At 59.9% G+C, this 23080-nt stretch carries 10 protein-coding genes; 5 read left to right on the forward strand and 5 right to left on the reverse strand.

The genetic code is table 11. From position 1 onward, the window contains the following. Window positions 1-192 precede the first annotated feature (192 nt). Window positions 193-1383 carry a DUF932 domain-containing protein gene (locus ACQR1I_RS31905; RefSeq protein WP_434870238.1) on the forward strand — a complete coding sequence of 397 codons (1191 nt, stop codon included), beginning with the start codon at window positions 193-195 and terminating at the stop codon, window positions 1381-1383. 985 nt (window positions 1384-2368) lie between these two features. Here the strand turns inward: ACQR1I_RS31905 and ACQR1I_RS31910 are convergent. The 5 genes from ACQR1I_RS31910 to ACQR1I_RS31930 all read right to left on the reverse strand — a co-directional run bounded on the left by ACQR1I_RS31910 (window position 2369) and on the right by ACQR1I_RS31930 (window position 7733). Then, window positions 2369-3505 carry an FAD-dependent monooxygenase gene (locus tag ACQR1I_RS31910; protein ID WP_434870239.1) on the reverse strand — a complete coding sequence of 379 codons (1137 nt, stop codon included), beginning with the start codon at window positions 3503-3505 and terminating at the stop codon, window positions 2369-2371. Window positions 3506-3747: 242 nt separating this feature from the next. After that, a complete protein-coding gene (locus ACQR1I_RS31915) occupies window positions 3748-4680 on the reverse strand; it encodes a 2OG-Fe(II) oxygenase family protein (protein ID WP_434870240.1) in 933 nt (310 codons plus the stop codon). A 58-nt stretch (window positions 4681-4738) separates the two neighbouring features. Beyond that, window positions 4739-5674 (reverse strand): CmcJ/NvfI family oxidoreductase, encoded by a 936-nt coding sequence (locus ACQR1I_RS31920; RefSeq protein ID WP_434870241.1) that lies wholly within the window; start codon window positions 5672-5674, stop codon window positions 4739-4741. A gap of 176 nt (window positions 5675-5850) precedes the next feature. Continuing rightward, on the reverse strand, window positions 5851-7236 hold the full coding sequence (locus ACQR1I_RS31925) for a hypothetical protein (protein ID WP_434870242.1): 1386 nt from the start codon (window positions 7234-7236) through the stop codon (window positions 5851-5853). A gap of 284 nt (window positions 7237-7520) precedes the next feature. Next, on the reverse strand, window positions 7521-7733 hold the full coding sequence (locus ACQR1I_RS31930) for a hypothetical protein (RefSeq protein WP_434870243.1): 213 nt from the start codon (window positions 7731-7733) through the stop codon (window positions 7521-7523). Between the two features lie 745 nt (window positions 7734-8478). On the opposite strand from ACQR1I_RS31930, the gene ACQR1I_RS31935 reads away from it, so the two are divergent. The 4 genes from ACQR1I_RS31935 to ACQR1I_RS31950 all read left to right on the forward strand — a co-directional run bounded on the left by ACQR1I_RS31935 (window position 8479) and on the right by ACQR1I_RS31950 (window position 22782). Beyond that, window positions 8479-19656 (forward strand): amino acid adenylation domain-containing protein, encoded by an 11178-nt coding sequence (locus ACQR1I_RS31935; protein ID WP_434888868.1) that lies wholly within the window; start codon window positions 8479-8481, stop codon window positions 19654-19656. Continuing rightward, window positions 19653-20624, forward strand: a complete 972-nt coding sequence (locus ACQR1I_RS31940) for a 2OG-Fe(II) oxygenase family protein (RefSeq protein ID WP_434870245.1) — start codon at window positions 19653-19655, stop codon at window positions 20622-20624. Before ACQR1I_RS31935 ends, ACQR1I_RS31940 begins: the two co-directional genes overlap by 4 nt. 153 nt (window positions 20625-20777) lie before the next feature. Continuing rightward, a complete protein-coding gene (locus ACQR1I_RS31945) occupies window positions 20778-21956 on the forward strand; it encodes an aminotransferase class V-fold PLP-dependent enzyme (protein WP_434870246.1) in 1179 nt (392 codons plus the stop codon). A gap of 109 nt (window positions 21957-22065) precedes the next feature. Then, a complete protein-coding gene (locus ACQR1I_RS31950; protein ID WP_434870247.1) occupies window positions 22066-22782 on the forward strand; it encodes a 4'-phosphopantetheinyl transferase family protein in 717 nt (238 codons plus the stop codon). The last annotated feature ends 298 nt before the right edge of the window (window positions 22783-23080 follow it).

Here is a 23080-nt window from a genome sequence, read left to right on the forward strand (position 1 = left end):
TATCCCCGATCTTCCGCGCTTTTGATCACGACTTCGTCGGAGCGCGTACAGATGCGCCGCCTGCGGCGCCCCTTCGGGCGGGTGATCCCCCTCCGCATCCGGCCGCCCTTGCCCTTGCTACCCCAGGTCTCGCCGACGGGCAGGGTTGCAGCGCAGCGCTGCGCTTCAACCTGAACCCATAGGAGAACGACCATGAACATCATGACCTTACCCGAACAACCCGCTTCCGGCGGCTTCCGTGTGGACATATCGCGCGGTCAGCGAATCGGCCGGGTGTCGTCCGAATGGTTTGCTCGGCCCGATGACGAGCGCTACCTCAACCTGCCAGACCTCTATGCAGCAGTGCGAGGCCGCGCCGAGCGTACGCAGGCCCGGACGATTGAAAGCAAGTCCATTCGGGTAGAGGCAAGCCGGGATAATCCGGAACGCCTCTCCCTCATGGTGCCGGGACGGGACGAGCCAGTTGCACCGACCCATTGGAGCTTTGGCCAATTGTGCACGCTTGTCGGAGCCCCGACCTCCTACTTGCGGCAACTCCCGGCGCCATTGTCAGCCATCAACCTGCAGCACGGTCTGCTATCGCATCGCGCGGAGCTCATCAAAACGCTGGAAGCGGAAAGCGGGCGCATCGAACTCCGCGCCGTAACCGGCCCGGATTACGGCCGCATCTGGGATCATGAGCTGGTCGCTGCCGTCATGAAGATCGCAGGCAACGGCACCGGTGACACCCGTTGGAAGGTGCCGGGCGTTCTGGATTGGTCGACCATGACACACAATCCCCTTGTGGAAGTCACAAAGGATACCACGACGCTCTACGCCAGCGATCGGGATGTGTTCCTGTTTCTGGTCGACGATACTAATCCGATCGAGGCCGGAACGCTGCCGGATGGATCGCCGGATCTATATTTCCGGGGATTTTATTGCTGGAACAGTGAAGTCGGCAGCAAGACCCTTGGCATCGCCAGCTTTTATCTGCGCGCCGTCTGCATGAACCGCAATCTCTGGGGCGTGGAGAATTTTGAGCAGATTACCATCCGTCATTCGAAGTTCGCCGCTCAGCGCTTTGCGCACGAGGCTGCGCCCGCGTTGACGCGCTTTGCCAATTCCTCGCCTGCACCCTTCGTCGCCGGCATCAGGGCGGCTCGCGAGCGGATCGTTGCTCGCACGGACGAGGACCGAGAAGCATTCTTGCGCAAGAACGCCTTCACCAAATCCGAGACCTCGAAAATCATCAAAACCGTCCTTGGCGAGGAAAACCGCAAGCCCGAAAGTATCTTCGATTTCATTCAAGGAATTACCGCATTTGCCCGGGCCAAGCCGCATCAGGATGCTCGCCTCGAGTTGGAAGGCAAGGCAAGGCGCCTGATGGAGCGTGCAGTCTAAGGCCATTGGCCGCGCAACTGGAGCTCAGTTGCGCGGCCTCACAACATGAAAGAATCGCGCCGCCGATCCGGCAAGCCGGATCGGCGGCGATGACGCGTGTCCGCGTCGCGGGCTCGCCGTGCCTCCCGGCCCGGCTCGCGAAGGACCAGGCTCCGACGAGAGGGCATTGGAAGCCAAATAGCGCATGCTTGGCATGCGAGGTCTGGACAAAAAGCCGGACCGGCTCACCACTAGAAAGTCTAATGTCTCGGCAGCGCTCCATGTGACGGCCAATTGCACAGGAGGATACGCGCACTTCTGCTGCCAGGCCTCAACTTACTTCTCAAGCTCGGGCGCTTCCGCGACTCGTTCTGTCGGTCTGGCGTCGATCTCCCGGCTCGCTATCGCACTGCGTACGGGGGCACGCAGACGTTCGCGCTTACGGCGACGCAACAGCAGCGCCCCCGGCAGAATGTTGGAGGCCCAGGTCCATCGGTGGCCGGCTTGATGTGCACTGCTGTGGTTCTCTGACAACGGTACGAGGACCAATCAGATCATCCTTCATTCGAGCGCAACAAAATGCAGCAAACCGCAATGTTGCGAAAAGTTGCTATCACACCTGTGCATCACAACAATCCTAGCCGTATGAGCGAAGCAAAAACGCCTAACGCCGCAAGATTGCTACAGCCAAGATACGCAGATAGAAGAGGCCCGCAAACTCGGCGCCATCGATCCCCAAGTCTATATCCTCGACACCATCGCCAAGATCGTCAAGGCTCATCCCAATGATCGGATTGATAGGGGCTCATGCCCTGGGCATAGCCGGAGCGGAAAACTGCGCAACGTCGCTTGAGAACAACGCTTACGATTCTGTCCGGCCTGGAGGTGCCCAACCAATCCGTCAAATCCTCTATGTTTGGTACTAGCGCCTTGGGCCGTCACCCTCGCCGGCGTCGATGAAAAAGCCAGCAGGCTCACTCTGCGGCTTCGGCGTGAATCATGGCCGTCACAAACTTCTGCAGTGGGGCAGTCGTCGTTCGTGAGCCGTGGCGACATAGGCCTCGCTCCAGGCTTGGCCGCGTAGCGCGATGGCGCGGCCGTGTCGGAGACGCAACAGTTCGTAATTCGCGAGAGCCTGTTCTTCTGCGCCCTCAGCGGATTCGGCTAAGGCATCGGCAAAGGTCTCGGCGTCGAGCAGCCCGGTTTCGAGCCCGCCGCCAAGTGCAGGCGTTGAAACGTGCGCAGCGTCGCCCGCCAGCGCCAAACGCCCGTGCGTCAGACGTTCAGGAACGTGCTCGACGATAGGCGTGCCGAATAGCTCGCCGCGGTCTATTACTGCAACCACAGCCTCTCGCCATGGTAACGGCCAGACTCGAGCGGCTAGCGTACGCAATTCATGTAAGAGCTTAGTCGGCATGGCGTCAGCCGCAAGCGACGACAAGACCTCATTGCCGGCAACACAGCCGAGCCTCGAGAGATCATCGCGACGGAACGGATCATACCATGCGAACGCGATCGCGCGGGCGCAGCGTCGAGTTCCGCCATCGGGTCCAGGGACCGGATAGGCTATCAGCCGGTAACCATCCGTGGTCGTCCTGCCGACCCCGTTTCCATCCGGAAAGCCCTGCAGCTCAGGCGGTAGCCAAGTCTCCTTCGCGAGCCCGCGCCAAAGGACATAGCCGGCCCACCGCCCATGAGTTCGACCAGAGCCCACAGCGCGACGAACCTCACTGCGATAGCCGTCGGCACCCACCACGACGCGTGCAAGGTGGCGCATCCCCTCAGCGTCGGCCCATGCATGGTCATCTTCCGTGCCGACCCTATTGATTTTTACTCCATGCACCAAATTGATATGTTTAGCGGCCAGGACATGCGCGCAGAGCCAGTCGTGAATGTCTTGCCACGCAGCGGCTTCGCCGTGCGCATGGATCACGGGCAAAAGGCCGACGCCGCCGTCACTGCGTCGCGCGTCGCGCCCAGTGACACGTGAAAGCAAGCCTCTATCGACCCCGAGCCCTGTGCCGCCCCGAACTGGCGGCTTCCAACGCTCAACGACTCGGCATGTGACGCCACGTGCGTCGAGCGCGAGCGCGGTCGCCATACCGACCAGCGAACCGCCGACGATGAGGACGCGCGGGTCCATCGCCACGGCTCAATGCTCGACAACCAGCACAACGCGAGGCGATCGACACGACCCCGGTGCAGCAAAAACCACGGGGCGGTGCCCGCACAGATCGACACACGCAACGCGGAGGTCGCCGCCGGTGAGATCCCGGTGATGCAAGCAGGCTCTCCCGCTCGCTATGCGCCAACCAAAAAATGCCTCGAAAGCGGCTTGCCTGGCTATGCCGATCTGTGGCGCTCTTTGACTGACAGGCACCGCTATCAGATCCCCGTGTGCATTGTCACATAATTGAAGCCGATCCAATCGGCGAATGTGGCGCGCTCTTGCTTCAGGCTCACGTCGAGACCGTAGCCGCGCGCCTCGCCTACCGAAAAGCTAAATGCCGGATTTGGCCTTAGGAAAAAGACGCTCGATGTCCTTGCGCTGCCGATCCGCTTGTCTGCTGGTGGCGAGGCCACATGGTGGCGCGGAGCGGGCAGCGCCCCGTTGCTTGCCAATGTGGCGACGGCTCCACACAGCACCAGTATCGCCTCTCGTTTTGCAGGTAGGTCCACCATCTCACCCCCGATATGCGCCTGCAGGCTTGTGAAGCCGTTTGCGCACGGGGTTTGCTGGATCAACGTCAAGATCGAGAGATCGTAGTGTGACGCCATGCGCATAGGCTCCTTCTCGGCCACACGTTCTTCAGGCACATCGGGAAAATAACGAAACCTCAGCAACGGATCGCAGCGATCCAATTCATCGCCAACACTCGGCGCCAATCCGCCGCTGTGCTGCAAAATTGCGCGCGCGATATTAATCGCAAAGGCATTCGACGCATTAAAATAATCCACCCATGCAGCTTCAAATCGTTTCGATGGGAATAGGTTATTGCTCGCCCCCATCGAATAGCACATCGAGTAATCAGAATACTTGCCCGAGTTCATTACGAGCGCAGTGCTTTCCGCCTCCAAATCCGAAAAGCCTCTCCTTAATTCCTTTCTCGCCGGCTTCAGCGCCTGCTTTTCTTGCGCCGAGCCGTTCTTGAAAAAATTCATGGTCGCATCGAGGTAATTTTCATGTAGCGAAGCGGATATCGGGTGCTCGGTCACATAAATAAATCCCCTTTCGATCAACTGCCGTCGCAGCGGCCCCAAGCGTGAACCGGAAATAACTTCCGAAAACATGAAAGTTGCGTTATCGATCTCGGTCATTGGTTCAGCCCTATAAGCGCGATCAATGATAGGATGCAAGTTTAGAAAAGCTGCGGCTCTAAGGACCCGAGTTGTAGAGCGCAAGCATGCGGACATCGACCGAGGACCTAAGATGTCCCTGATCTTGACTCAGTGGGTCAAAAAATGCCGTGTGAGGGCAAACACCCGATACATCGAGCAGGTCAAACTCTGCGCTGCCTACTAAGTCTTGTTTCCTTGCGTCGCGGCCTTCCGGACCTAGCGCAAGGCTGATGCTGGCGCTGTCGTGACACTTGAAGACAATGGCTTCGTCCGGCGTCAGATGTCTCCAATAGTACCAGCGATGATTTGGATGATGCTTGAGAGAATAGCCTTCTCGATCCTGTACCCAGAGTTCGTGCATCCATTCAGGAAGCAGGCGTCGCGTCGAGATCAAATCCCGCTCAGGATTCAAAGTCTGGTAGTCGCACAGCGCCAGCGGGTAGTTTCGGACCGGGATGACCAGCGGCCGCCAAACATTCAGTATTTGAAATCGCCGAAGCTTTGCGTCGAACCCTACGTGATGCTTGAGCCGCGCCAGAGCGCTTCTCGGATTTTGATCGACATGCACGCGCATATAGGGAGCTACGAAGGGACTGCCGTTCGGCTTGGCTGGGGATTCGGTATCCTTGTGTCGTATGACTGTGTCGAACAGCACAACCTCGTCGGCTCCGAGTACAGCCTTGAGGTAAGACGTCGTCTCGTCACAATATGCGTTGATGGCTTCGGGATCCGAGTCTGAGAGGTCGGCTTGGTTGACGCCGGTTGGAAAATCGAGTTTCTCAAATCCCCACACATCCAGCGTTGGCCTTAGAGCCACGCTCCTCAGATCCGTTACGTCGACATCAATGCCGGTCGTCAGAAAGTTGCTTGTTACGTTCGGCGGATCTGAAACGGCGTCATAGTGCCAATTGTCCTCACGTCCTCCGGGAGTGAGCGGTGCCGAATAGTACAAAGTTCCGCAAGCCATTTCCATCGCGCCTCTCCCCGACAGTGTACGCTCGCCAATAAACTCGATGGCACCAGACCAAGGATGACCTTTAGCTATCCGGCTTCTTTTGTGCCTCTTGGCGGCATACCTGCGGTCCCAGACGCCGGAGTTTCACAAGCTACAGCGGATTGAACCGATCATTAAGGCAGCTCCGCCGTCTGCTAAGCGTCGCTCCATACGCCTCCCGAATGAGCCTGTGCAATCAAGTCTCCCTCTTCCATGTCATCGCAAGTTTCGACTTCGATCGAGGCGGCGCCTTCCCGCACGGCGAGATCCAACGCCCTATTTGCTTTGACAACATGATTTAGAATCTCCGAGCAAATCGCTTTCCGTCGATCGTCGGAGGTTCCAGGAGCGACAACGAATTCGATCTTTGATCGCAAACGAGGTCCCTCTTTGGACCACCGCGTTCGATACTTTGGATGGCCGATCGCATAGGGGTCGCGTATCTGACCTACTCCAACAAATCGTGGCGTGCGCTGGATCTCGGGGATTTCGTCGACCGCTTCAAGCACGGATGCCGGAGTCATAAGCCATCGGTCGGTGCCAGGGTCCGGCACGCCGTAGCGTGCTCTCCCAAGAGGCTTGATCGCTGTTGTCCCCGGGCGGCACGATAGCTCCGTCGTCGTTTCCACGAGGTCTCCGGTCAAATACCTGACAAGTGGCTGGGCCTGCTGAAATGGATACAGCGCTGTAAGCGCCAGAAGTCCCGCGCCTGAGGACATTGTCTCACCGCTATGTGCGCCCACGACTTCGGGGATGACAAATGGTTCGAAATGATACCAACCGCAGTGCAAGCACTGGCTGGCTCCGCCGAACACCTCGCTGACACCGAAACGATCGATGACGGGAGCTTCCCAGGTGTCCTGAAGACGACGGCGCCAGGCGTAAGTGAGGTACTGCGAGTAAGACACGACCACCCGCAGCTCAGGCCCTGAAAAGCCACCCGGAAACTTGCTGATTGTGTCCAGTGTGAAGGCGCGCAGACATCGTTCGAGCCCCAACAGGATGGAGCAGCGCTCTTCCACGTTAGCGTCGTTGTGACTGCATATCAGCGTGTTTCTTGCGTAATCAAAACTGCCGGCGTCATACACGCTTACTTTGTGGTAATGAATAAGTGCCGGTACGCCGATGAGATGGCCGTGATAGGGATTCTTGAACTCCAGTCCTCGCAACAGCCGCGTAACTGGGCGCTCTTTCAATTGCCGGCCGAAGAATTCCCTTATGAACTTTTGCTCGCGATTGCTCCTGACCGTTGTCAGAGGGTTTCCCGTCGTCCCTGTCGTAAACACGTCGTCGCAAATGACGCCAGCACGAACTTGAGCGCCCGCTCCCGCAGCTCGAATGTGCTCTTTGCCGACTGTAGGCAGCTTCGAGAGATTGTAGCGATTGATATCGCCAACGTCACAGCCGGCCCAGTGCTCGCGGTAGAAACTCGTTTGAAGTGCGTTTGCAATAGTTTCAGGCAGCAGTTCGTCTTGAAATTCCTGCAGGGCCTGGATCGATTCCCGCTGCGAGATGCTGGGCGCGTCAACTTCGAGGCGCATATGCGGGGTCACTTTCTCTCTGGGCTCATACTTCTCTGTGGCTTATGCGGACATTTGACTCTTCTCATTTTTGCGGGGCAAAACGAGGTATGCGCGTGTAGATAGTCGACGCAGTCAAAGCCGCATTACATATTTCCGTCGTTTTGAAAGAATTAGCTACCGGTCGGCGATGGACCAAGTACATGTCATGATGCGGGGCCCGTCTCTAAGACGGCCGTTGCGCCAATAGCAGCGAAGCGCCCCCGCAAGATCGCCTATCAATTTGAAGGGGCGTCGCCTAGCATCTACGGTTCATCGATTCCAGACGTCTTGATATGAGTTCCATTCTCGCCTGCGAGAATCGAACGAGCGATATTTAGCTTCTGAGTAATTTTCTCAGCTGGCAATTTTGCCGCATGCATGGCGATGGCTTGCTCCGTCGCGGACTGGACCGTTCGCCAATCGTTTTCAACCGCCTTTTGGTAAGTCCGGGTCAGTCGATCGATATCCGACTTCATCTGACTCTCCTTTGTATCTTTCTAACTGCAGGTAGAAAGTATCTCATATTGACACCTTTCGCTGCGAGATGCAAGTTTCTTACAAAACACGCAGCAATAGCGAGCATATGGCTTGCGCTGCGAGAAGTTCCGCACGTCTGACGGCCAGGCCCTACCAGATGGAGTACGTCGTCCAAACGCTCCGACTTGCGTCGCATTGCCCTCAACTCGCGCAAGAATCGTTTTCGGAAGACCATGGATGTTCTGAGAAGAAAGACAACCCGCCATGGACACAGCAGTATTGCGGCCGCCGTGGTCCGCCTACAGCAGAACAACTGCTGGACGGTCAATGCATTGCAGGCAACTTGGGACGAGGCCCGCCCTCTCAACGTGTAGCGGCGCACGGCGAAGCCGCCGCGCCGGCGTCGAGGGCCCGGCGACAATGTCGGCTCGGCTCCGTCGGTGCACGCGATCTGCAAAAGCCGAATTCTGCCGCCCCATCGTGGGTCGGTGTTTCACATGCGTGAAGCTCAGCGCGAATTCCTGTTGCCGATCGACCGTGAGCGCTCGGCGTTTTTTCCTTCCCTTGTTGTCTGGAAACCACGCGCGAGTTCTTGGGGCCCGGCGCCCAGAGGCGCACTCGCGCAGCCTACGCGACGTTGTTGAGAGAATTAATTAGCGGCGATGGATTTTGGATGACCTAGCAAGGCGCATTCCACAGGGAATCGAACGCTGTCGAAGCTATTGTCGTCAAGGAGAGTGGTCGATGCTCGTTACGGCGCGGATGGACCCACAAGACTATTGGTTGACGATCCTCAATAACTGCGCTGATCGCCGGTGCGACTTCGCGAGCCTTCTGCGGGACGCGTTTCGACACCGTGTGCAGTTTCGCGATGGTCCAGGGCGCTTCGGTTCGCGCTGTTGTCGCGATATCCCGTTTAGCGCAATTCAGCCGGTTGCGGGTGAGCGCGGATCGGTTGATCGCGCAAAAGCCGAAATTGTGACGGCGTTCCATCTGCTTCTGGATGCATATGGTTTCGGAGCAGCGACGGCGATCGCCGTCGTCGATGCGACCAACTCGGCAAGCCTCACAGATGCGCAGGTGCATCCCACGGTCATCGAGCATTCCGAATTTTCGTCGAAGTGGAGCGGGCAAGCGGTTGCGGACATTTGCCGCAGACTGGCCGATTACGATTGCGCTCCGGCGTCGCAGGGCATTTTAGGGCAAGGCCTGTTCGACCTGACAATCGTCTTTACCCGAGACGATTTGCGCGAGACGCCCTATTCAGGCCCCGTCAACGCACTCTTCCAGTTTGATGCCGCTTCCGGCCTCATCGGTGGCCGGATCGTTTACTCGGAGACGCTGGTCGAGCCGGCGACTGTCGAGGGGCTAATCGGGCTGCTCGAGGTCCTTCTTCGCCAAATCAGGGCGGAGCCCGACAAAACCATCGGTGAATTCCTCCTGGTGTCCGACGCGGAACGGCGGTTGCTCGATCAATTCAACGCGACCGACGGCGATTTTCAGGACGCGTTGCGGGTCGAAGACCTTTTTGAGGCCGCGGTCCGACGCACGCCGGCCGCGAGGGCTCTTTGCACTGACGAACTGGTTCTCACCTACGATCAGCTCAACAAGCGGGCCAACCGCTTCGCGCGTTGGCTCACTTCGGAGGCGCTGGGAGTCGAGGCGGGCCAATTCGTTGGCTTGCTCCTCGAGAGGAGTCACCTTCCTGTCGTCGCGACGATTGCCCTCTGGAAGGCAGGAGCGACCTGCGTGCCCATCGATCCTGCGCAACCGGTCGAGCGCGTTGCAGCAATCCTTCGAGAGACCGGCACATCGATGTTGATCGCGAACGAGCGCCATGCCAATGCGCTGCGAGCGGCCTTTGCGCAACGTGGAATCACGGTCAGCGTCGTCGCCGCCGAAGCAATTTCGGAAACTGCCGCCGACTGTTCCGGGGAGGATCTGGGGCTTCCCCTCGACAATGTCCAAGCTGCCTACGTGATGTACACGTCGGGGACAACGGGTGAGCCCAAATGCGTTGCAAAGCCGCACATCAGCGTCGTCAACAGCATCACGGACCTTTCCGAGCGTTATGGCCTGATTGCCGCGCCTGGCGAGGAGCGCGTCTTGCTGTTTTCCGGCTGCGGCTTCGAGCCCTTCATGCGTCAATTGCTCCTGGCGTTGATCAACTCGCAGATTCTGGTCGTTGTTGCCGACGACATCCGTCTCGATCCACATCGCTTGCCCGACTTTCTCGCCCGCCACGCTGTCACCCATCTGAACGGCACCGGCTCCGTAATCCGAAATTTCGACCTCACCCGCTGTCCGACGCTGAGGCGGATCGCGCTGGTGGGAGAGGAGCTCACGACCGCGGGCCTGCGCGAGCTGCGGCAGGTCTTCCGGGGTCAGGTGATCAACGAGTACGCCTTCACCGAAGCGACATTCGTCACGGCCATAAAGCTGTTCGCCCCCGACGTGATCAATCGGGACGATCGGAGTATCGGCCGTCCATTGCGCAACGTCAGATGGTACGTCCTGGACAAATACCGGCGGCAGTTGCCGATCGGGGCCGTTGGCGAACTTCACGTAGGCGGCCGCAGCATCGCCGACGGGTATCTCAACAACGATGGGCTTTCAGCAGAACGGTTTCACGAAGATCCCGCAGTGAAAACACGACCGGCGCCGAGGGTCGGGAACGGCTTGATTTACGCGACCGGCGATATCGCCCGCGTGCTCCCGAACGGCGAAGTCGAGTTTCTTGGCAGGCGTGATTTCCAGTTGAAGATAAACGGGGTGCGAATCGAGCCGGGTGAGATAGAATCGCACGTGGCGGAGTTTCCGGGGATTCGTAAATGCGTCGTTTTGCCCAGAGATTGGCCAATCGTTTCCGGTCGTAGCAGTCTTGTCGGCTTTTATACGACCACACCTGGAGCGGACGTCGAGGAGGCAAGTCTGATCTCCTTCCTTGAGACGCGGCTGGTCCCGGTGATGATTCCGTCGCGGATGCTGAAGCTCGACGCCTTTCCGGTGACGCCGATCGGCAAGGTCGATTGGCGCTCGCTGCTGGCGATGGCTCAGGGTCGTTCAACGACATCGGACGTCACGCCGGCGCCGCCCCCAGTGGCCGGTTCAACGGCGCGCATTCTGCGCGACATATGGGCCGAAGTCCTCGCCGTCGCACCGGCAGAAATCAGTGAAACGGCTGAATTCTTCCGACTTGGGGGCGACAGTATCTCGACGATCAAGCTTGTCGCTCGCATCCGCGAACGTCTACAACGCCTAATCCGTGTGGATGACGTCGCCGCCCACGCCTCGTTCGACGCCTTCGTCGCCTTTGTGGACGGTCAACCAGTGGAATTGATCCCAGCCAAGGCGGACTCGTCGCCTGCCACCCGGCAGGCGATGGAGCGACCTACCTACGGATTGCAGCAGGGTCTTCTCTATCGCGCCCTCAACACCCCATCCGGCGACGACATATACGTTCTGCAGACGGTGCATTTCTATGGCAGGGCGGTCCGGCCGGATTTGATGGAACTGGCCTGGCGGCGCGCCTATGCCCGGTTTCCGGCTCTGCGACTGCGCTTTCCTGTCCGCGAGCTTCCAGTTCAGCGCCTCGACCTTCAACCCGCGCCTATGGATTGGAGCGTGGTTGATTTCACCGGTTCCGCATCCCCTGCCCATACGGAACCTGAGTTCGATGCGTTCTGCGAACGGCAACGCCGCGACCCGTTCGACCTCGAAGGTGGCCCGCTGTTCCGTCTGCGCTTCGTCCATCAGGACGCATCCCGCGCGGCTCTCATATTCACCTGCCATCATATTTTGCTCGACGGCTGGAGCCTTTCGGTTCTGCACGAGGCGGTCCACCGCTCCTATCTTGCTTTGCTCGACGGCAAGTTGGTTGATGAGCCCCCGGACGATGCGTTCTTCGCGGCGCAGGTCCATTGGGATGAGCGCCACGGTGACAACGTAGATTATTGGACTCGTGAGGTCGAACGGATCGAACAGTCCTGCGACCTGCGCGGTTTGCTGAAACTCGATCAGCGCGAAAAGATCGACGTTCGCGGCTACAATCGGATCTGCAATCACCAGATGCGCCGGTTGACGGTCGCCGCGGATACTTACGCCGCACTGCGCGCAAGTTGCGCGAACCACGGCTTGACGATCCATTCCGCGCTGCAATTTGCTTTTCACACTGCCCTTGGCGCCTTCGGGGGAGGCAGTCAAACGGTCATCGGAACTATAGTCTCCGGTCGCGCGATTCCCGTGCCTGGCATCGAAACGGCGGTCGGGTTGTTCATAAATACCCTGCCGATCATCGTCGAGCACGGTCCCACGAGGGCTGCCTGGACGGTCGCCCAGGCGATGGCCGAGATCCAACGTTCGACGACGGCCCTCAACGCGTTCAGCACTGTCAATCTCGCGGAAATCGCAACGCCTGGACCGAAGGGACGCCTTTTCGACGCACTGTTGATGTTCGAAAACTATCCCATGACCGCGGGCGATCGACACCATCAGGACGTGCTCGCCTTCGAGCGACGTCGCGATGTCAACAAGGTCGATCATCCGCTGCAAATCGTCGGCCGCGAGGCGAACGAAACGTTGGAGATTGATCTCTGGCATGCAGGAGAATTGTTCGACGAGGCGATGATTGCGATCTTCCTTCAAACCGTTTCGGTTATTTTCGACCAAATCGCGCGCGATGCGACCCAAACGCTAAGCGAATTGAGTCTGGTTGATCGTGCTGCGCTGGCGATTTTCGATTGCTGGAACGCGACCGAAAGAGACTTTTCCCGGCAGTCGACACTTATCGACGTGTTCGAACAGGTCGCGGCCAGATGGCCACACGAGCGGGCGCTGGTGTTTCGGCAGGTCCAGCTCAGCTATGCGGAGACCGATGAACTCTCTAATCGTCTCGCTCAGCTGATTGCGTTGCGGATAGCGCCGAAGACAGACGATCTCATCGCGATCGTAATGGACAAGAGCGAATGGATGATCGCAAGCCTTCTCGCAGTCTGGAAGGCCGGTGCGGCCTACGTGCCGATCGACCCGAGTTATCCTCCAACCCGTATTGCCTACATTCTCGATGACACGTCGACGCGACTGGTGCTCGCTGACCCTGCCTATCGAGAGCGGCTCGCGACAATCGTGCGGAATCGGGAAGCCCGGGCGGCGGTCGATATTCTCGTGCCACAGGAGGAAGCGCTTCAGCACTTGCCGAACCGGCCGCCGCATCGAACGGCCGGAAGCGACGATTTGGCCTACGCGATCTACACATCCGGCACGACCGGCCAGCCAAAAGCAGTGCTGGTCGAACATCGCGGTGTCGTTAATCTGCGGGAGTCACTGGCGCAGACGTTCGCGCTCGATCGCAGCCGGGGTCCGCAGACGTTTCTGTCATTTTCCAACATTGTATTCGACCACTTTGTGGAGCAGATGACCGACGCCCTGCTCAATGGCCAGACACTGGTGGTCCTGGACGACGATCTGCGCACCGACAATGAGGCGCTGCGGCGCTGCATTCGCACGAATGGCGTGACCTACCTGTCGGGCACGCCCTCGGTGCTTTCGACCTACGATCTGTTTGATTGTCCAAGCCTGCGTATCGTCGATGCGATCGGCGAGGATCTCACCCGCCCGGCGTTCGACTCGATCCGTCGATGGTTCGACGGCGTCATTGTCAATGGCTACGGTCCGACCGAAATCTCCATCACCTCCCATAAACGACCCTATGCTCGCTCTGAGCCGCGACGGGACAAGAGCATCGGCTTGCCCGTCGCCAACACGCGCAGCTACCTGCTCGACGACATGATGCGGCGCATCCCGATCGGCGGCATCGGCGAGCTGTACATTGGCGGCGTCGGCGTCACGCGCGGCTATCTGAATCGTGCGGGCCTGACGTCCGAACGCTTCGTCCCCGATCCCTTTGTCCGCCCTGACCCAGACGGCGCGCGACCGCGTCTCTACCGGACGGGAGACCTCTGTCGCTGGCTGCCGAATGGAGAAATTGAATATTTTGGCCGCGCCGACGGGCAAGTGAAGATCAACGGCCAAAGAATTGAGCTCGGGGAGGTCGAAAGCGAGCTGCTGTCGTATCCCGGCGTCGAGCGTGCTGTCGTCATCGCGCGCGAGCAAGGCGCCGGCCGCAAGTACCTCGCTGCCTTCTATCTTGCCGCCGCAGACATCCCAGAGAGGGAAATGACTGCTTGGCTGCGCGATCGCCTGCCGGCTGCATTGATACCGGGTTCCGTCACGCGGATCGCCCAGGTGCCAGTCACCCCGAGCGGCAAGCTGAATGTCGCAGCGCTTCCCAACGACGCCGTCAGCGGCGACGCCTCACAGGCGCGACCGAAAACGCCGCTTGAAAGGGCGCTTCGCGGGATATGGTCGGAAGTCCTCGCCGTTACGCAAGATAGGATTGGAATAGACGACAATTTCTTCGCTCTCGGAGGCGACAGCCTGGCAGCGATCAGGCTGACCACAAGGGTCACGTCGGAACTCGCCCTTCGACTGACGCTTCCCGAAGTGTTCGATCACGTTACAATCGAGGCTCAAGCTCGGCGACTTGAAGCCAGTGAAAGCGGCGCACAACCGAGCCTTGCATCTCATAAGCTGCCCAGGGCCGGGAATGCGCCGATCACCTCCGCTCAAGAGCGACTGCTCTTCATCGACGAATTGCTCGGCGGAACCTCTGCATACAATATCCCGCTGGTTCTTGCCGTGGATATCGGGCGTGTGAGCGCGGAGACCGTGAAGACGGCGCTGCGGTTCCTGGTTCGGCGGCATGCCTCGCTGCGCACGCTCATCAGCGGTGGCAGCGACGGCGCCCGTTTCTTGAGCGTCCTCGACCCTGCTGCGGTGCTCGCCATGCTGAGCCTGACCGTCAAACGGCTGGCAAATCGGCGGGAAATGGACAGCGAACTCCTCGCGAACGCAGAGCATATCTTCAGGCTCGACCGGGAGTTGCCCCTCCGCATCGCCCTTATGGCGCACAACGAGGACCCGGCGAGACTTTATGTCGGCCTCGTGTTTCATCATAGCTGCTTCGACGGCCGATCGATGGAAATCTTCCGGGGCGAATTCGCCCGGCTTGTCGGTCAGGGAAACTCAGCGCTTTCGGCCGCTGGCGCGGCGACCTATGCGGACTACGCCGTCTGGCAACGTGACGAACGAACCGAAGTCGTGTTCGCGCTGGAGGATGAATTCTGGCGCGAGCGCCTGAGCGGCGCGCCGGCTCTTGATCTTCCGCTCGACAAGCCGCGCCCGGCAATTTTCGACCATCGGGGCTTCGAGACCCTGTTCTCAATCGACAGCAAGACGCGCGATGGCCTGAAGGGGTTGGCGCGCTCTTGTGGCGTGAGTTTCTATACCGTGCTGCTCGCAACCTCTGCGCTACTCTTGGAAAGCTATAGCGGCCAAGCCGAATTTACCGTCGGCACGCCCACGAATAATCGCCTCGATCGTCGTTTCGAAGATGTTATCGGCTTGTTCGCCAACCTCGTTGTCATCCAAATCAGGGTGGACCGCAACCTGACTATCGCGCGCTACCTTCGAACTGTCAGCGACCGCGTCAACGAGGCATTGCGTCACCAACATGTGCCGTTCGACCGTGTAGTAAAGGCGCTGGGCGTTGCGCCGGACAATAGCCGTCATCCGCTCTTCCAGGCGCTCGTCACCCTATTGCCGCCAGGGGTGGAAGGCGAGACCAGCGCGGCCACAGTGACGGACTACTCGGTCGAGACGAAAGGCCAGACGAGCGCAAAGTTTGATCTGGCCCTGACCTTTGCAGAGACTGAAGATGGCATAAAGGGAAACGTGACGGTTCCATGTGCGCTATTTGAACCGGAAAGTGCCGCCGGCTTTGCACGGACGTTTTCTGTGATCGCCAGCGAGATCGTGCGGCTGTCGGCGGCGGCGGAAACCGAAACACTAGGTGCGGTGCGCAGTACCGACGATAGCGACAGCGATGCGTCGGGGGTCGAGCGCCTCTCGGCTGTGGCCGAAGCCGACGCGCCGGCGCTGAAGACAACAGCCGTCTTGTCCCTTGCGCATTTGTTCGAAAATGTTGCGGCGCTGCATGGTACGGACTTGGCGCTCGTCTGCGGCGACCGTCGGCTCAGCTATAACGCCTTGAATCTCGCGGCCAATCGCTTGGCCGCCCGCCTGATCGCCGGAGGCGCAACACCCGGCGAGCGCAGCGCGATCGTCCTGGACATCGGCGAGCACGCCATTCTCGCAATTCTAGCCGTTTGGAAGGCTGGCTGCGCCTATATTCCGCTCGATCCAAGCTATCCGAGCGAGCGGCTTGCCTTCGTTCTCGGTGATGCCGACGTTCGCCTTGTTCTGACAGACCGCGCCAATTACGAACGCGTGCTCTCGCTCACACAAGGGCAAATTCTCGTTGTCGACGAAGTCTCGACGGCGAGCGCCGAGTCGAGCGGCAATCTCGGCCTCGATCGTCGTCGGGACAGCGAGGCCTACGTCATCTATACTTCCGGCACGTCGGGCAAGCCGAAGGGCGTCGTCGTCAATGATGGCAATGTACTCAGCTTCCATGACGGGCTTGCCGAGCGCATATTCGGTAGCGCGGCGGCAAAACGCCAAACTGTGCTTCTGACCTCGAACATCGTCTTCGATTTTTCGATCGAGCAGATTTGCCTGTCCCTCTTGAGCGGTCACAGCCTGCTCGTGGATCCCACGCAGGTGCTCGACGACGACACCTACGCTCGTCTGAATGCCAATGGCCTTACATATCTTAGCGGGACGCCCACGCAAATCGGCCGCTTCGACCTTACCCGGCTGACCTCTCTCGAAACGGTGCTGATCGCCGGGGAGTCCGTGGGGCCTCATCATGTCTCGCGAATTCGCGCAACTTTCGCGGGCCGTTTGTTGACTGCATATGGGACGACGGAGACGACGGTTTACAACACGCTCCGAGAGTTCAAGCCAGACGACGGCTTCGCCAACGATCTTGGCTCGCCGCTGCCAAACACATGTCTGGCCATCCTCGACGCCTCATTGCGACCAGCGCCGGGGGGCGCGCGCGGCCAGTTGTTCATTGCCGGCCCCTGTGTGAGCGCTGGTTATCTCAACCGTCCCGACCTCAACGTAAGTCGGTTTGGACAAATCCCAGAATGCTTCGAAGCGACAACCTTTGGCGCCGACAAGCGAGTTTTTGCGACTGGCGACATCGTCCGTCGTCATCCTCGCGGATATCTGGAGTTTCACGGCCGAAACGACACGCAAGTCAAGATCAACGGCTTTCGCGTTGATCTAGCCGAGATCGAGGCGGTCCTGGGTTCGTGCCCGGTCGTCAAACAATGTGCGGTCATCATGCGCTCATCGGCGAGCGGGCGTCAGGAAATCATCGCCTATTACGTTGCCGAAAAGGCGGCCAATTCGAATTTTGGTGACGCGCAACTGCAAACGGAAACGCCAACCTATGTTGCAGAATATCTTCTGCGCTTTCTGCCGCGGCCGATGGTGCCAAGTCATATCCTCACCGTATCGGACCGCCTTCCGACCACCGTCAACGGAAAGCTCGATGTCGCGGCGCTCCCGACGCCTCACGCTCGCCGACCGGCTGAACGCTACTCGGCACCCCGAACTCGACGCGAGAGCGAGATTTGCGAGGCGTTTTCAGACGCACTCGGAGTGGAGCAGGTCGGAATCGACGACGATTTCTTCCGATCCGGCGGGGACAGTATCGCAGCGCTCCATCTTGCGACCCGCCTGCGTCCAATTCTTGGTTCCGAAGTCAACGTGCGTTGGCTGTTCGATCATCCAACCGTGAGGCGGCTGGTGGTCTTTGCGGATCAATGCGCCGGGGCACACGCGGGCGAATTGTCGGAACACGCCGAGCTCTTGAATTTCTCATCCAAGAAGCCGATCCCCGCCACTCCGATCCAGAATTGGTTCTTTGCAAAGAAGCTTTCGCAGCCGGCATTTTGGAACCAGGAATTTGCATTCCGGACTGGCAGGCTCGAGATAGGCCGGCTTGTCGCCGCTGTTAGGCGACTAGCCGAGCTTCACAAGGCATTTTCCCTTTGCTTCGAAACGGATGCGCTGGGCGAATCCGGCGAGGCAATGACGATGACGCAGCGCTCGAACGGTCGGTCATCCATCGCGTTTCATCAGGCCGATATCGGCGCGATGGAGTCTGAGGATCTGCGCCGCCTCCTCGACGGCTGGCAAAGCGGTTTCGACCTATCGAAAGGCGAGCTCGCCGCCGTCGCTTACCTGCACGGTTATGCGGACGGATCGGCCCGCATCTGGTTTGCAGCGCATCATTTGATCGTTGATCGGGTCAGTTGGACGATCATTCTTCGTGACCTCGAAATCCTGTACAATGGTGGTGAGGTCGCCTCTGAAGACGTCGACTATGGGCAGTGGGCAAGGGCGCTCAGACTGTACGAGCTCGCGCCGGATGAAGTCGCGTTGTGGCGACAAGTTGCCGAAGACGTTGCCAACGACATGCAATCACGGGCCGCGTCGCCGGGGCAGATTGCACCCGTCGAGCGGCGTCTCAGCATTTCGTCCAAACAGACCGCGCGACTTCGATCGCTGGCCGGTGGCGGCGGCGCGCTCGACATGCGCGACCTGCTCATGGCGGCCCTGGGACATGCCGCTCAGGAGCTTGTCGGCGTACCGTCCCGTTACATAACCCTCGAGAACCATGGCCGGGAGGCCTTCGACCCTCGCTGGCGGCTTGAGCGTACGGTGGGTTGGTTCACCACTCTGCATCCGGTTCGCGTTGAAATCGCCGACAATCCGATGGAAACGGCGCAGCGCGTGAAGGCTTGGCGTGACCGCGTTCCATACAATGGCCTTGGCTACGGAATAAGCCGCGGAACGCTCGGGAGCGCAGAGGCCCCCCTACCGCCGATCAGCTTCAACTATCTCGGCCGTATCGCTCTCGCGAATAGCAAGCCGTCAAGGCGCCGCGACGCGGACCGATGGCAGCTCGACGTGCAGATGTTCGGACTGCGGAAGTCCGCCGCGGATCTCGGCATGAGCCAGGGCGCGCTTGACGTGACCGCGTGGCTCGCCGAAGACGAACTCATCCTCGTGATGGACAGCGGTCTCGCGCCGGCGGCGACCGAGCAGTTCGGCGACCGATTGATCGAAGTTATCGGGGATCTCTGCGCGAGATCGGCCGTGTCTGGAACAGCGCAGGCCGAAGAGCAGTCCGGTGTCGTAAGCCGGCACGGCCGTCTGTGGGACTTTGAGTCGAATGTCATGATCAGGAGATCTCCGGGCGCGCCGGATATTTTCCTGCTTCCTCCCGGCGAGGGCGGTGCCGAAAGTTATCTGGGCAATCTGTCCCGGAGCCTCGATACGGTCAATCAGGTCCTTTTCAACAACGTCCACCAGCATTGTCGCCTTGATTCCTTCGAGCAGATCGCTGCCTACTATGTGTCGAAGATCCGCGAGATGCGATCGCCAAAGCCCTACAATCTGCTCGGCTGGAGTTTCGGTGGCGTGGTTGCGCTCGAGGCGGCGCGTCAATTGGCGCGCGGAGGGGACAAGACAAGCAATCTGATCCTCATAGATCCGTTCTGGCGCGTGGACGAGGCCGCGCTGCGCCTCGCGCCGGCGGACATCAGCGCCGTGATCGACCCGATAAATCTTAGGTACGCGCCGCGCCGTGAGGACTTCGCGCCGCTTCTGCCTTCCATCGGGCGCATAACCTTGTTCAAGGCGAACGTTTACAATGAGGAGACGCGCGAAATCGAGCGGCGACGTCTCTTCGAGTATTATGCGCGGTCATCGCACAATCACTTGGACGCTTTGGTTCCTGCGGAGGCTATCAATGTGCGCTCGCTCGGAAGTTGTGACCATTTCTCCTGGGTGCGGGATGCGGCGGTGGTCGCCGAAATGGCCCGCCACGTTACCGACCTTCTGGGTTCGAAAGCAGAAGCTCTCGACAAGGCAGGACTACGATGAATAGGCAGCTCAACGTACCTCGCATCGATATCGGCGCGCTCAGAGACGGTGACCCTTGCGAAAAGCTTGCTCTGGCGCGCGAGCTTGACGAGATCTGTCGCGGAGCGGGATTTTTCTACGTCTCCGGGCACGGGATCGACGTCAGGCAGCTTGCCGAGATGACGGCGATCATGCATCGAACGATTCCCGCGCAGGAAAAATTCGATCTCGCCATCAAGGCTTACAATCCAACGAACAGCCGCTCCCGCGCTGGATTCTATCTGGCGATTGAAGGCAAGAAGGCTCCAGAGTCCTTCTGCTATCTGAATCCAAATTTCGACGCCGACCATCCACGGATCGCGGCGAAGGCGCCGATGCACGAGGTCAATGTGTGGCCGCGACCTCGCGACGGAGTGGATTGGCGCAGCTTTTTCGAAAGCTACTACTGGCAGATCTTCGACCTATCGCAGACGATCCTGCGAGGTTTCGCGCTGGCGCTCGGAGAATCGGAGGATTTCTTCGCCCGCTATTTCAGACGCGAGGATACGCTTTCGGCGGTGTCGCTCATACGGTATCCTTATCTTGTGAATTATCCGCCGCTGCAAACAGCCCCCGACGGCACCGTCCTGAGCTTCGGCGACCATCTCGACGTGTCGTTGATTACGGTCCTCTTCCAGACGCCTATACCTAATCTCCAGGTGGAATCAGCGGGCGGGTATCTGGACGTGCCCGTTTCTGGGACGGACTTCCTCGTCAATTGTGGAACCTACATGGCGCATTTGACCAACGGACTCTATCCGGCTCGTCGACATCGCGTGGTTTTCATCAACAAGGAGCGGCTGTCGCTGCCGTTCTTCGTCAACCTCGGAGACGACGATGCGCCCACGCTGGACAGGCCCGGCGGGCCGCATACCCGGCATGGCTTGGCCTACGGACACTATCTGCGGCATGGGCTCGGCGACCTGATCGTCAAGAACGGCCAGACCTGAAGCCAGAACGTTCTGCGAGGCGGAGATGCAGCAGGGGCACGCATCCACGAATGGCGGATCGATAGCGGGCTGGGGTCTGATTGTTCGGCAAGGCGACGGAAGCGGGCTTCCTGGGGCTTTCGTAAGCCGCGCCTGATTTATGGTCGATTTCGGATGGATGCGCGGCAGATACTCCTGGACCCCGATGTGGCATATCTGAACTCCGGCGCCTTCGGTCCGCCGACCCGCCGCGCTTATGCCTGCGTGACGCAACTCAGACGGCAATTGGCCGAGAATCCAGCCGAATTTCTGTTGAGGCAGGCGCCGTCGCTGCTCTGGCGAGCCCGCGAGCGCCTTGCGGCGTTCCTGAGCGGCGAACCGCGGCGCTTGCTGTTTACGACCAATGTCACGGAAGCGGCGACCCTCGTCGCCAGGTCGCTCCGGTTCGCCGGGGAGGGCGAGATTCTGCTATCCGATCAAGAGTACCAAACAATGCGCTGGTGCTGGGAACAAGTTGCGGCTCGCCACGGTCTGACGATCAACGTCTTTCGTGTGCCGCGGCATCCGAGCAGCGCAGCAGACATCGTCAGCGCCGCCGTGGAGGCCATGACAAGCCGGACCCGCGTCATCTTTCTGAGCCATATCGTCTCTACGAGCGGCTTGATCCTGCCCGTCGCGGACATTTGCCGGATCGCGCGCCGGAAGGGAATCATTTCCGTGGTCGACGGCGCCCATGCGCCCGGGCAGATTCCGGTCGATCTGAAAACCTTGCCATGCGACGCTTATCTCGGCTCAGGCCACAAGTGGCTGCTGGCCCCGGTCGGCACAGGCTTTGTCTATTTCGGTGCTGACATCATCGACACGGTCGAGCCGTTGCTGGTCAGTTGGGGCTACAAGATGGACGTGTCCGGCGAAGACCGCGATCGGCCTGACCGTTTCGGCACGACTCCGCATTTGCGCCGCCTCGAATGTCAGGGCACACGCGACTTTTGCCCCTGGCTCGCCGTCCCCGACGCAATCGATGCCCTGGAGGCCTTGCCGACGGGACACCGTCTGGACAGAATGCGGGAACTCGCCGCCTACACGCGGCGCATTTTACAGGACCGTTCCGGGCTGGAGTGCATCACGCCGCAGGAGGGCCAACTCAGTGCTGCGATGACTACCTTTGCATTGCTTCGCTTTGACGACACTTCTTTGCTGCAGAATTGGCTTTGGCGGCAACACAAGATAGAAGTCGCCGTTATGACGCACGCGAGCGAGCCAATATTGCGGGTCTCGACACACGTTTTCAATTTGGAAGCGGAGATCGACCGTCTCGCCGAGGCCCTCCGCTTATTTCCCGGGCGCTTGTAGAGAATGGCTTTGTGAAACCGCCTGCAGGTCCGGGATACCGGCAGGGAAAAGGAAAGGAGAAGCGCCAGAGTTGGGATGCGGTGCGCCGTCATTTTGGCTCCGCTCGAACGTGAGCGACGCGAGCGAAACGATTGCCGTCCGTGCCGTCTCGCTCGACGGCGTCGCGGACGGGGAGTGGCTCGCGCTCGTTGAATTGCTTGACGCCGACGAGCGAGAGCGTGCGTCCGGCTTTGTCTTCGACAGGCATCGGCGGCAATTTGTCGTGGCGCACGCCATCAAGCGGCTGATGATCTGCTCAGTCACGGGCGTGCCTCCGTCCTCGCTGCGATTTGGCAAGACGGCCGCAGGCAAGCCGTGGCTCATGCCGGCGGGTAGGCCGTACTTCAGTATCTCGCACTGCGACGCGATGGTCGCGTGCGCGCTCTCGTCGACTCTCGAGATCGGAATTGACGTGGAGCCGCTGGACAGGACAGCTCCACTGGAACTCGCCGACTTCTACTGCTCGCCGGGCGAGCGGCGCTGGCTCGCCGACCTCACCCCCGCTGATCGGTCGCACGGCTTTATGAAGATGTGGACGTTGAAGGAAGCGGTGCTGAAAGCCGCCGGTTGCGGCCTTGATCACCCGCTGAAGGAGCTGTCGGTGGAAATAGATCCTCCCGCGGTTGCCATCTCTAATGGAATCCTTGTGACCGCCGATCGTTGGCATGTCCGGCATCACTGCGTCGGACCCAGGCATTCGTTAGCGCTCGCCTGGCGGGGCCAGGCAGCCGAAGTGAAGCTCGCTTCCGGAGACTTGCGCTCTATGATTTCGGAAATCTCGCGCTAGTACCTCGGCACAGAGAGCGCGAGGAACTCGCAATTCCTGAGCGGCGGGCGGCGCGCGCAAGCTAAAGCGAGTGCAGATCCTGCTGGCGGCGGACGCCGGCGTCGGCGACAAGGAGATCGCCGGGTCGTGTCCCCGGGGAGTGCAACTCGGTAGAACAACATCCTCCGCCCGCTGGATGGCGATTGGCCACCGCCCGAGGTGCCGGCGTCCGAGCATATGAGCCGCGTGACCGAGGTGGAGCTGCCGGAGGGAATGTGTCCGCCCTCGCAAGCGAGCCAGAGCCGCTACTTGGCCCGTC

It is taken from the genome of Bradyrhizobium sp. HKCCYLS2038 (assembly GCF_051167655.1).
Classification (GTDB): Bacteria; Pseudomonadota; Alphaproteobacteria; order Rhizobiales; family Xanthobacteraceae; genus Bradyrhizobium.